The following is a 13052-nucleotide window of genomic DNA, read 5'->3' as shown; positions in this document are numbered from 1 at the left end:
GAACAGCTATAACATATCCAAATGCTTTACCCACCCGAGTGTAAGAAAGACACGAGCACACTTCGGATGGGGAGAAGGGGCATAGCTTCGCAACTGACCCATTGTCAATTGTCCATTGTCAATTGTCCATTGAAATCTGGTAGAGGAGAGCGAACGCATAGATATGCCAATGGCCCCAATAGCGGCACCAACGACACCGCCCAAAAGGCGATCGAACTTTCCATCCCCCGTTTCGCCATATCATCGCCGAGTAATGTGGGAAACAACAGACTCAGCATACAAAAATCCAAACTCATGACGTGGATGAACCGACGGGTTTGCCACTGAGTGACAAAATCCGCCCAATCAGCCCCCTGCAAGCCGTAGGCAATTATCGCGGCTGCCGCGACGGTGAGCACAATGCCTGTAATCCGAGAATCCCACAACCGGATCGATCGCGTTTTCTCGCCCGCAAATTCCCGATTCGGTTGCCGCAATCCCAAGTACGGCAACAGGGCAAATGCCCCCAAGCCAAAAGACCCCAGCACAAACGGCCACGCCCCGATTTTCTGTCCCCGTCCGTCAGCAAACAGCAAACTGGCATAAACCGCGGGCCAAATTCCCATCAGGTTGAATAGGGCAACGATGAGGGGATTGATGCCATCCCAATTACCGGCGGATAGGTTTTTTATCAGTTCCAACGTGTCGGGGCGATCGGGCGGTGCAAAAAGAAATGCATAACCGATAAATCCCAACCAAATTGAAAAAAAGATGATTTTTCTCAGCATTAATTTCAAAAGCAAATTTCAAGGGGCTACCCAGTCTTTCCCCACACCCTATACCCTACACCCCATCCCCATCCCCATCTTCTTCTCCTGCCATTTCTCGCTGTTGCAACAACGTCATCCCATAGGAAGTCCCTAAGCGAGTGGCCCCAGCTAGAATAAAATCCACGGCATCATCGTGGTTGCGGATGCCTCCGGAAGCCTTGAGTCCCGCCTGTCCTTTCGTCACAGAGGCGAGAAACTTCACATCTTCGATTGTCGCACCGCCATTCCAGCCAGTAGAGGTTTTAATAAATTGCACCCCCGCATCCAGACTCAGTTCTGCGGCGATGCGCTGTTCTTTAGGTGTGAGCAAGTTGGTTTCCAAAATTGCCTTCACCGGTTTTCCCGTCTCTTCGCAAATTTCCCCCAGTTCCCGGTGCACTTCATCAGTTTTGCCCATTTTCAACCAGGCTAGATTGATGACGACATCTAATTCTTGCGCGCCGTTTTCCACGGCTTCGCAGGCTTCGTAGAGTTTCGTGGCTGAGGTGGTTGCCCCGGTGGGAAAGCCGATAACGGTACAGACTTTGGGGGATTTCCCGTGGAGGAATTCGGCGGCGAGGCGCACGTAACTCGGATAAATGCAAACTGCCGCAAACCCAAATCGATCGGCTTCGGCACACCACTGTTCGACGTATTTGGGGGTTGCCATAGAGTTGAGGAGGGAGTGATCGATGTAGGGGGCGATGTCAATTTCGGGTCGAGTTTCCACGATATTGTTGGGAGAGGTGCGATCGGGCAATGAGATGCAATTCGATTGAGAGATATCGATCTCGCTCTCAAACGCAAGACTGCCTTATTTTATCGAGAAACGAGCCATTGAGAAACAGATAGGGCGCGGGCGAACGGATTGACAGTGAATCAAAAACCCCTAACAGACCTTCGATTGCGATCGTTATTCTTGAAAAAGACTTGACGTGCTTGAAATTTTTCAAGTTTGAATGGGATTTACAATCGAGCTTTTCGAGGTTCAATCTTTCGGCTCGATGATGCTTTTTTTGAATCGAAACAGACGTAAATATCTCACACCACACTTTCAATCGAGAAGTTTTGACCAACTTAACCTTCGAGTGAATAATTTCAACTATCGAATACCGACATTTAACTCTTCCAAAGACGAATGAAACAGCTTCCTCAGTCGCTTTAGCGCTCGAAAGCCTTGTTGTCTTAATGTTGCTGGATTCGTGGAGCAGTGCGCCCCATTTTCTAATCGCTTGCCAATTTCTTGCCAGGATAAATTATCTTGCCCATAGCGCAACTGTAAGATCTTTATATCTTTCTGTGCCATTTTAGACAAAGCCGATTTGAGTGCGATATAATTAGGGTCATCAGTCTGACAATCGTCTACATTAAATTGTGGCAAAACTGAGACAACAATTAAATCCACTTTGTGGGTCCAATTGCGCATTTTATTGCGTTCGCGAGAGCGTTCGTGAATGACATTAAATGCAGTAGACCGAATCCAAGCCAGTGGTTTTTGAATCGGAGTTCCAGAGTCAATGAGTTTGCACCCACGCACGTAAACGTCATTGAGAATTTCATCGGGTTCGTGATTCCACAAACGAAATTGCCGCAACCGTTGCTGAACGGACGTAAACACGGAATAAGCTTCGGGAGTGTTCGGCATCACGAGAGTCCGAAATTCTTCATCAAAGCGCTCGCGAGCCTGAGAATTATCTGGGGTTTTGGGTCAACCTCCTCAGGAAGCCGTGCCAGCCTTTGAAACGGCTAAAAACCGAAGCGATCGCTTTGGAGATGTGACTCGCCAACTTCAAAGCCGATTGCGAGAAGAAGGATTCTATCCCGGTCCAGTGGATGGGGTTTTGGGTCGGCGGACTCAAGAAGCCGTCCAAGCTTTTAAAACCGCAAAAGGAACCAGCGATGGCTCTGGGGAGGTGACTCAACTCTGCGTTGTGTTGGGGTTATCCTAAAGAGCGCGACTCAAAAAAGTCAAGTGCGGTACGAGGGTACCGTACTTGAGTGGGTTTGGGTTGATTTTGAGGCGTTTGAATGGACTTTGAGGAAGTTTGAGGGACTTTTCGAGCGATCGCTCGACTTGTTGGATGCCAACGCCAAACCTGTTTGCAAACCTTAAAAGAATGCGATCGTCTATCGATGTATTCTGGCGAGGGAAAATTCAGGTACGACCTTGACGCAACTCGATAGGTGTGTGCAATTAATAAGGAAAGGAAGGAACGAGTCGAGGGAATTCCCATTCGACTCAAAATTCCCCTGCCCGGAGATCGGCGATTCTTGTCGATTTTGCGCGATCGGGGATATGGTGAGATTACCTTCAGTGTCTAGAGGGCGATCGTCCCCACCCTTCCCCATCCGACTGTCCCGTTAGTGTCTTGGTCGAAGCGAACCGTCTCATGTCAACCCTGGTAATCGTTGAATCTCCTACCAAAGCCCGTACCATCCGCCAATACCTGCCAGCCACTCATCAGGTCGAAGCGTCCATGGGTCACGTGCGCGATCTCCCCCAATCGGCAAGCGAAATTCCCGCAGCGGTCAAAAAAGAAAAATGGGCCCAGCTGGGGGTAAACGTCGAGGCTGATTTCGAGCCGATTTACGTTGTCCCCAAGGATAAGAAAAAAGTTGTCAAGGCCCTCAAAGATGCCCTCAAAGAGTCAGACGAACTAGTACTGGCTACCGACGAAGACCGCGAAGGAGAAAGCATTAGCTGGCACTTGCTACAAGTCCTCAAGCCCAAAGTGCCCATCAAGCGGATGGTGTTTCACGAAATCACCGAAGAGGCAATTCAAGCGGCCCTCAACAACTGCCGCGACCTCGACGAACAACTCGTCCACGCCCAAGAAACCCGACGCATTTTAGACCGGCTGGTGGGGTATACCCTCTCTCCCCTGCTATGGAAGAAAGTTGCCCCCAAACTCTCTGCCGGTCGGGTACAATCGGTCTCCGTGCGCCTGCTGGTCATGCGCGAACGGGAACGCCGCGCCTTCCGCCAGGGTAGCTACTGGGATTTGAAAGCCAGCTTAGAGAAAGATTCGACTCCCTTTGAGACCAAGCTGGTTTCCGTGGGCGGGACGAAAGTGGCAACGGGGGCAGATTTCGACGAAGCCACTGGGAAAATCGCCGCCGGACGCAACGTCCTCCTCCTGAACGAGGAAGAAGCGCGTGCCCTCCAAGAACGCCTCACGGATAAAACCTGGACGGTTGCCAAACTCGACGAACGGGCTTCCAAGCGCCGACCCTCTCCCCCCTTCACCACCTCCACCTTGCAGCAAGAGGCGAACCGAAAACTGCGGCTGTCGGCGCGGGATACGATGCGCATCGCCCAGAACCTCTACGAAAATGGCTACATCACCTACATGCGGACGGATTCGGTGCATTTGTCTGGACAGGCGATCGCCGCGGCCCGCGAATGCGTCGAACGCAAGTACGGCACGGAATACCTTTCCCCCGAACCCCGCCAATATGCCACCAAAAGCAAAGGGGCCCAAGAAGCCCACGAAGCCATTCGTCCGGCAGGAAACCAGTTCCGCATCCCCAAAGAAACGGGACTTAAAGACCGGGAACTCGCCCTGTACGATCTGATTTGGAAGCGGACGGTGGCGTCGCAGATGGCCGATGCCCAACTTACCTTTATCAGCGTCGATTTGCAGGTGGAGGATGCCAAGTTCCGCACCAGTGGCAAGCGCATCGACTTCCCCGGCTTTTTCCGCGCCTACGTGGAGGGGTCCGACGATCCCGATGCCGCCCTGGAAAATAGCGAGGTACTGTTGCCCCGGCTGGCGGTGGGGGACAATCCCAACTGCACCGAAATCGTCCCCGTGGGTCACGAAACCCAGCCTCCAGCGCGGTATACAGAAGCCTCGCTGGTGAAAACCCTCGAAAGCGAAGGCATCGGCCGACCCAGTACCTACGCCAGCATCATCGGCACGATCGTCGATCGCGGTTACGCCCAGATGAACGGGAATGCCCTGGTGCCGACGTTTACCGCTTTTGCCGTCAGCGGCTTGTTGGAAAAACATTTCCCCGATTTAGTCGATCCGGGATTCACCGCCAAAATGGAAGCCACCCTCGATCGCATCTCCACTGGGGAAGCGGAATGGTTGCCCTATCTCAAAGGGTTTTACGCCGGAGACACCGGACTTGCCACCCAGGTGAAAGAACGGGAAAGCGAAATCGAACCGGCCGAAGCCAAAACCGTCGAACTCGAAAACTTACCGGTGAAAGTTCGCATCGGCAAGTTCGGACCGTACCTGGAAGTGGAAAACGACGGGGAGACGGTAACGGCGTCCATTCCCCACAACCTCACCCCGGCGGACTTGAATCCGGAACAGGTGGAAGTTCTACTCAAGCAAAAAACCGAAGGCCCCGAGAAAGTCGGGCTGCACCCGGAAACCGGAGAACCGATTTACATCCTCATCGGCAGCTACGGCCCCTACGTGCAGTTGGGGGAAAAAACCGAGGAGAATCCCAAACCCAAACGGGCATCGCTGCCCAAAGGGACGAATATGGAAGATGTCACCCTGGAGATGGCAGTGGGGTTGCTGTCGCTGCCTCGCCTGCTGGGGGTTCATCCGGAAACGGGGAACAAGATTCAGGCGAGTTTGGGACGCTTCGGACCTTACATCGTCCATAAAAAAGGCGGCGAAGAGGGCAAAGACGATTACCGTTCCCTCAAAGGAGACGACCACGTTCTCACCATCGAACTCGATCGGGCCTTGGCAATTCTCGCCGAACCGAAAAAGACGCGGGGACGGCGTGGGGGCACGAAAAAACCCTTGCGAGAACTGGGCAATCACCCCGAGGATAACGAAGCCATTAATATTTACGATGGTCCCTACGGTGCCTACATTAAGTACAAGAAAACCAATGCCAGCCTCCCTGAAGGGGAAACGGCAGAATCCGTGACGTTGGAGAAAGCGTTGGAGTTGTTGGCGGCGAAGTCATCCACCTCGAAGTCGAAGAAAACGACAACGAAGAAGTCTACGGCGAAGAAAACCACCGCCAAGAAAACCACCGCCAAGAAAACTACAGCGAAAAAGTCTACCGCCAAAAAAACCACCGCTAAGAAAACCACCGCTAAGAAAACAGCGGAGTCGTGATAATGGACAATTGACAATTCGTTAGTTGTTGTTATTCCTCCAATCTTCCGCATCCTTCCAGATTTACTGGGGATGCGGTTTTTTGGTGTTAAGAGTGAATGTGGGCGAGAAATCTTCAGCAAGCTTCCCTGTAGATCTTGACGAACCTAACCCACTGTTACGGCGAGATGCCATGTGGAGGCGTAAGTCCTGATAGAATAAGTGCGCGCTCGATTTTAAGTTAGCAATATTTATTTGAGCTGCCCTGCCAGCAGCCCCGCGCTCTGTTTGGCGGCGATGTAAGGAATCTTTGATTCCGCGCCGTGCCAAATGAGCGTCGGGATATTGGCAGGTCGGGTACAATACCCAAGGCAGGTAAAACCAATAAGTGCTAACTGCCGCCTGTCAACTCAAACAAATTCAATAAAAGAACCGGTGCGGAGGGGCATCCCGTGTCGTCAATAAAGCTTACCGAGTATCCGAACCGTTGGGTGGAGTTGGTAAGAAGCCCGCGCTCTCCCATCAGGGGAGCGTCGGGAGTATGTCACTTAGCGGTATTTCAGGGGAAATTGGCAAGGGATGTGAGTTGCGAAACTTTCCCTTGTTTCGATCGAGGTGCATCCTTTCACAACAAGACAAACCTTAATTGAGATCGGAACTCAACCCGTCCTCGATCGTTCTATTGTGGGTAGGCGATCGGCTAGTGTTCGAGGAGGTGCATCATGACCCCCACTCCCCCCACTCCCCCGGAATCTGAGTCAGGTTCTCCATCGACTATCGGTCGTCGCCTCCTCGATTTTGCCAAACGACCCGCTTCGATAATTGCCCTAGGTGTTGTCGGTTTGGCGGTTGGGGGCGGTTACGTTGCCATTCGACTGCTGGTTCCCCGCCTCGTTCCCGGTATCGTCGAGACGCAACTGGAAAATGTGCTGAATCGGGATGTAGAAATTGGGGCGATCGATCGATTTTCTTGGACGCTGACGGGGGTTCGGTTGGGGGAAACGACGATTTATCCGGGGGAGGAGGACGAACTCGAGGTTTCCGTTAAAGCGATCGAGGTGAACTATAACCCATTACCCCTGATTGGACGGAACTTACCCGTTCGGCTGACGCTGGTGGAACCAAAAATCTATGCGGCAGAGGATGAGGAGGGGAATTGGGTGAAGCTAGATTTGAACCTCCCCAAAAGCGATAAAGAACCCCCCATCACCCTAGAACCCGATATCCGAATTCGGGATGCCCAAGTGACGCTGCTGCCCTACGAGGCTACGACTCCGGTGACGATCGCCGCCGATGGATCGGTGCGGGTGCGCGATAAAATGACCCGAGGGCGGTACGATTTAACGGTGAATGTTGCCGATGGAGAAGTTGCCCTAGCGGGGGAAAGTCGCCTCGATACCGCCCAAACCAAAGCCGCAGTTCGCCTCAACAACATACAACTCGCCCAGTTGAGTCCGCTGCTGCCTCCGGATATTCCCGTTCGCATTGAAGATGGGGAAGTGGGGGGTAATCTGAATGTGGAATTGCCCAGCGTAGAAGAGTGGCAATCGTCCACCCTCCAAGGGGTTCTGCAACTACAAGATTTAGCCGCCGAAACTGATTTTATTACCCAACCCGTTACCGCCAACGGGTTGTTGCGTTTTGTGGAACAGCAGGTTCTCATCGACGAACTCCAGGCAGAGGCGGGGGAGGTTGCAGTGGATGTGGGGGGAACTGCCGATCTGGCGGAGGGGTTGGATGTCAATATAAATGTTTTGCCTTTCGATATCGCCCAGGCTGCGGAGTTGGTGGCGGTAGAACTGCCGATTGGTATTGCGGGAAGGGTGGAAGCCCAAGCCAAGATTGTCGGGGATATCGAGAATCCAGAAATTTCGGCTGCGGTTCGCGATCGAGATGAGATTGCCGTGGATGTGACGGAATACGCCCCAGTATCGGTGGCGGTGTTGGCAACCCAGGTGGATGTGGCGACGACGTTAAATGATGTTTTAGCGGTTGTCGAAGAGGAAGACTATACGGGAATTCAAGCGGATGCCGAGATTGAGTTGGGGGTGAATGAAGGGACGATCGATATTTCGACGGATGTGGAAGAAGGGGCAGTAGAAGTCGTTGTTGAATCGGGCGAACTTTCCCTCAATCCGATTTTAAATGACCTGGTGCCGGATGTTCCCGTGGCGTTGGCATTACTCGGGGCAAATGTTGTCGCGAGAACGGAAATTGACGAGATTCTCGCGGCGGTTTCAGATCGAGATTTTTCCGGGCTTCAGGCGGATGTGGATGTGACACTCGCCGCCAATGAAAATCCGATCGATGTCAGTGCCATTGTTGAGGAAGGAACGGTGGATGTTGCCGTGAATTCGGGATTTATCGAACTGGGCAATCTCCTAGATAACGTCTTACCAGATTTTCCCTTAAATCTTGCGGTGACGAGTACCGATATTAATGCAACCGGGGAGATTGAGGAAATCATCGGGGCGATCGAAACGCAAGATTTATCGGTTCTCGATGCTGATGTAAATGTGGGTTTGGTGGCGAATGAAGGGAACATCGATCTTGATGCTGTGGTCACAGAAGGGGCGGTTAATTTAGATGTAAATTCGAGTTCGATCGCCCTGAATAATATTATTAACTATTGGGTTCCCGATTTACCGATTTCCGCTACCCTTTTAGGGGCAAATATTAATGCGGCATCGGAAATTAACGAACTATTAGCAGCGGTTGAGACCCAAAACTTTTCCGGGATTAACGCTAACGCCAACGTCCAACTTGCCGCGAACGAAGGCAGTATCGATATCGAGACTCAAGTTCGTTCTGGAAATCTCGACACGACGATAAATTCCCGGCAAATTCAACTGAGTAACTTGGTGCCCGACTTGCCCGTTTCGGTGGCGTTGCAAGAGAGTCAAGTTGATATCGAAACGTCGATTTCTTCCCTACTTCTTGCGGCCAAAACTCAAGATTTAACCGGAATTCAAATCAACGCCGATACGCTGCTGGGGGTGAACGACGGAACGGTGAATGCCAACGCCCGCATCGATGGGGGGGCCGTGGACGTGATGGCTGATATTAGCGCCATCAACTTAGATAATCTAATACCAGATTTACCCGTCGCTGTGAACTTCCTCGGCGGTCGGGTAGATTTGAATAGTTCTGTGGATGCGATCGTCGCCGCAGCCCAAACCCAGGATATCACCGGACTCAACGCCAACGCCGACTTACAACTGGCCGTCAATGGCAGTGCCGTCAATGCCAACGCTCGCATCGATCGGGGTGGGGTGCAACTGGCTGCCGATACCGCCCCCATCGCCTTGAGTGCCTTCGTTCCCGACTTACCCGCCTCCGTAGCCCTGCTCGATTCCGACCTGCGCTTAGACAGCGATATCGGTACCTTAATCGCCGCCGCTCAGTCTCAGGACTTTTCTGGGGTAAATGCCGAAGCCGACCTGTTGCTGGGGGTTGCAGGGGGTCGTGTCGACGCGATCGCCCGCGTCAATTCCGGGGTTCTGGATATCTCCGCCGATACCACCGCCATTCCTCTGAGAAACCTCGTCCCCAGCTTACCCCTGGCGGCGACCCTTCTCGATTCCCAACTCAACGCCACCCTAGGGATTAACGCCCTAGTCGATGCCGCCCGAACCCAAAACTTTAATACCCTCAACCCCTCTGCCTCTGTGAACGCCCGCCTGGGGGTGGGTGGAGGCATCGTCGATACCACCGCAAATTTAGCAGGTGGGGGCTGGCAAACTTCGGTAACGGCCAACAACCTCAATCCCAGCCAAATCCTCCGCCAAGTTGCCGCCACCACCGGTAACAAACTCTCTCCCAAAGACGAACTGCCCCCCCTCAATGCCCAAATCGACCTCGCCGGCCCCTTAGAACCTCTCCTCGCCTTGGGGGCATCGCCGATTCCGGTTGCTGCCAATAATATCGCCGTCCAACTGGGGCAAGAAACCGTCAACCTCAACGGCGATCTGGTGTTGGCAAACCTCACCACCGCCCCGGATATCGGCAATTTAGACTTAGCGATCGCCGCCCGGTACAATACGGCCCGACTCCCCCTAACGCGCCTTATCCAACAAGCCAGCCTCGGGACAGTCTCCCTTCCCGACACTGCCCAGATTGGCGGCAGCGTCGATTTTGCCGGACGATTGCAAGGGCGAAACCTCCTCAGCAACCCCCTCGCCCCCGGTAATGTCAACCTCGTTGGCGATTTGCAACTGGCAAACCTGCGGCTGAACGAGATTACCTTCGATCCGGTTTTAGCCGGAGATGTGGTGGTGCGAACTGGAGACGAAATCGCCATCGACTTGCGGGGAAATCGCGATCGCATTGCCGCCCGCCTCGAACCCACCAATCGCCCCAACCTTCTTTCCCTCCCCTACCTCCCCGTCTCCTTCGATTTGCGACAAGGGGAAGGAACTCAAACCCCGATCGTCGCCACCGGACGGCGAAACGGGGATGTCCTAGATGTGAATCTAGAAAACTTTTCCGTCGCCCTACTCAATATCGCCCCCGCCACAGATTTAGGTATTCGCGGGGCGGTGACGGGGGACGTTTCCGGGGAAATCGCCCTCAATCTGTTTACCCTGGAAACGGCCGGTAGCGTTGCCATCGTCCAACCGGGATTGGGTTACTTACAAGCTGATGCCTTTACCGGGAACTTCGCCTACACCCACGGTAGCGCCCGCCTCAACGATGCCGTCTTGCAAATCGGCGATAGTCGCTACGACGTAGAAGCGGGTATCGACATCGATCTCGATCGCCTCCTCGCCGGGGACTACAACCTCGCCGCCAGTCCCATCTACGGTCGGGTAAACGTAAATGAGGGCTACATCCAAGACCTGATCGCCCTGGGGAACTGGTTCGATATCCAAGACATCATTCAACGGGGTGGCATCGGTTCCCCCAATCTCAGTATCGGGGAATTAGATTTACCCTCAGTCGGTTTGCCCGAACGTTCCCTCATCGCCCAACTCAACCTCTTCGCTGCCATCAACGCCCGCCTCCAGGAACGGGCGGCTGAACTCCTCGCCGTCGGGCCGCCCACCCAACTCGATATTACCGGCAGTTACACCGCCAATTTGGAAGTGGGAGGAACCATCGGCAACCCCTCGGGGAACTTCGCCTTCGATGCGGTCGATTGGTTGTGGCAGCCGCAACCCGAGTTTTTAGCGATTAACGATCGCCTGGGATTAACTATCGAACAAGGACGGACGATTCAAATCGATCGCATTGTTGCCCGAGGCAACCTAGAAGACGGGCAACTCACCATCGAACCGGCGCAGTTGCAAATCGAAGATGCGATCGCCTCTCTCACCGCCCAAGCTTCTACCACAGCAGTATCTGGGGAGGTAAAAGTGGAAAATCTCTCCCTCGATACCATCGGCAACTTCGTCCAAATTCCCCCAGATGTCGCCGGAACGATCGAAGTCGGGGCAACCTTTGGCGGCAGTCCGGAAAATCTCCCCGCCAACTTGGAACTCAACGGGCAAGTGGCGATCGAAAATCCCAGTTGGAAAGGTCAACCCCTCGATACCCTCGTGGCCCAGTTCGGTTACGACGATGCGTTATTTCGCTTGGCAACCCCCGAACCCTCCTACCTGGATGTCACCGCCGAGTTCCCCTATCCCACCACCCCAGATAACAATTCGATTGCTTTGAACGTTAAGGTTTCCACCGAAGCGACGGAACTCCTCCCCGTCTTCACCAACGGACAAGCTGAGTGGGTTGGAGGGGATATGGCGTTGAATTTCAGTACCTCCGGAGAGTGGGATTCCAACACCGAAAACCCATCGGTATTACTCCCGGTGCTGCTGGGCAACGCCCGAGGTAACATTACCCTGGAGAAAGCCACCCTCAAAACCGCCGCCTTGGAAGAAACCCTCACCCTCAACGGCGAACTGGAGTTCGATCCCTTCGCCATCACCGCTAACGACATCCTGGGCGAGTTTGGCGGCAGTACCCTTTCGATCGCCGGAACCCTACCTACCTTCGTTCCGAAAAACGATATCGAACCCTTTACCATCACCCTCAATGAAGGGGAACTCTCCCTAGACGGTCTATTTGAAGGAGAAGTCGATGGCAAGGTGATTCTGACCGGTGCGGCCCTGGCTCCCGTCATTTCCGGAAACGTGCGGGTAGCCGAGGGTAAATTTACCGTTCCCGTGGTAGGTGGTGGGGGCGGAAACTCTACCAACACCGAACTTGTGGCCCGTTCCGAGTTCGAGACGGCGTTGGAGTCCGATGCCGACGATACCTTGCCCGTCATCCCCACCTTCGATAATTTCCAGGTCGAAATCGGCGAAGGATTCCGCATCGAACGATCGCCAATTCTCGATGTCCGCATTGACGGGAATCTCGCCCTGAATGGCAGCGTTTTCAACACGCAACTGGAGGGATTGGAACCCGACGGTACGATTAACGTCACCCGCGGGGTTATCACCATTCCCCTCTCTCAAACCTTGCTGCTGTCGGGTCAGGGCAACCAGGGACGATTCTTCATCGTTCGCGGCAGGCCCCAGCAGGTGGTCTTTCTGCCGGAACGGGGACTGCTCGATCCCTACATCAATTTGGAGTTGGGAACCCTGGTGTTTGAAGACCGGCGCAATGTTCTGCGCGATCGCACCGAACGGGAAATTCCCGACCCCGACCTGGTTATCAGCCGCCGTCCGGAACAGATTAACGTCCGCATCGACATTGATGGGTACGCCCAAGAAATCGTCTCCTCTCTGCAAAATCGCGGCATCGACGACGATTTACCTCCCTCGGTCACCATTACCAGTACCCCTGAACGCAGCAAAGCCCAAATCGTGCGCTTAATGACTGGGGGTATCATCACTGGTATTGAGGAAATTGCCAGTCTGCAAGGGGAGGAACTGTTGCAGTTTGCCCTGCTGCGATTTGTCGTGCAACCCGTCGCCGACGATATTATCTTCCAGATTGAAGATTTTGCATCCAGTGCCGGGAAAAAAGTGGGGTTGCGAGACTTGCGCGTTTTCCCGATCGGTCAAATTGAAGCGGTTTATGATATCGATGACGATTCCTATCTAACAACCACCTACGATTATGAGTTTGGGGATGTTCGGGTGGAGTACAATTTAAGGTTTTAAATCTCCGATCGATACCTTAAGATTTCGACCCAAACCCGATGACTGAAATCTTCTAGACTTATACTCCCAAAATTGCCAGTCTAGCG

At 53.5% G+C, this 13052-nt stretch carries 6 protein-coding genes; 3 read left to right on the top strand and 3 right to left on the bottom strand.

The genetic code is table 11. The features are described 5' to 3' along the window. Positions 1-104 precede the first annotated feature (104 nt). From AC2215_RS03455 to AC2215_RS03445, 3 genes are all read right to left on the bottom strand, one after another. On the bottom strand, positions 105-767 hold the full coding sequence (locus AC2215_RS03455) for a DUF2834 domain-containing protein (RefSeq protein ID WP_486808558.1): 663 nt from the start codon (positions 765-767) through the stop codon (positions 105-107). Between the two features lie 55 nt (positions 768-822). Continuing rightward, entirely contained in the window at positions 823-1548 is a 726-nt protein-coding gene (deoC, locus tag AC2215_RS03450; RefSeq protein ID WP_486808557.1) for a deoxyribose-phosphate aldolase, read from the bottom strand. 342 nt (positions 1549-1890) lie between these two features. Continuing rightward, complete coding sequence (locus tag AC2215_RS03445) at positions 1891-2433, bottom strand: sigma-70 family RNA polymerase sigma factor (protein WP_486808556.1); 543 nt, start codon at positions 2431-2433, stop codon at positions 1891-1893. A 58-nt stretch (positions 2434-2491) separates the two neighbouring features. Between AC2215_RS03445 and AC2215_RS03440 the strand changes: the two genes are divergently transcribed. The 3 genes from AC2215_RS03440 to AC2215_RS03430 all read left to right on the top strand — a co-directional run bounded on the left by AC2215_RS03440 (position 2492) and on the right by AC2215_RS03430 (position 12966). Then, positions 2492-2737 (top strand): peptidoglycan-binding domain-containing protein, encoded by a 246-nt coding sequence (locus AC2215_RS03440; RefSeq protein WP_486808555.1) that lies wholly within the window; start codon positions 2492-2494, stop codon positions 2735-2737. Positions 2738-3178: 441 nt separating this feature from the next. Next, a complete protein-coding gene (gene topA, locus AC2215_RS03435) occupies positions 3179-5881 on the top strand; it encodes a type I DNA topoisomerase (RefSeq protein ID WP_486808554.1) in 2703 nt (900 codons plus the stop codon). Between the two features lie 701 nt (positions 5882-6582). Next, entirely contained in the window at positions 6583-12966 is a 6384-nt protein-coding gene (locus tag AC2215_RS03430) for a translocation/assembly module TamB domain-containing protein (RefSeq protein ID WP_486808553.1), read from the top strand. Positions 12967-13052: the final 86 nt, after the last annotated feature.

It is taken from the genome of Zarconia sp., assembly GCF_057467645.1.
Note: the sequence above shows the minus strand (reverse complement) of the source record. Positions and strands in the feature narration are given on the sequence as shown.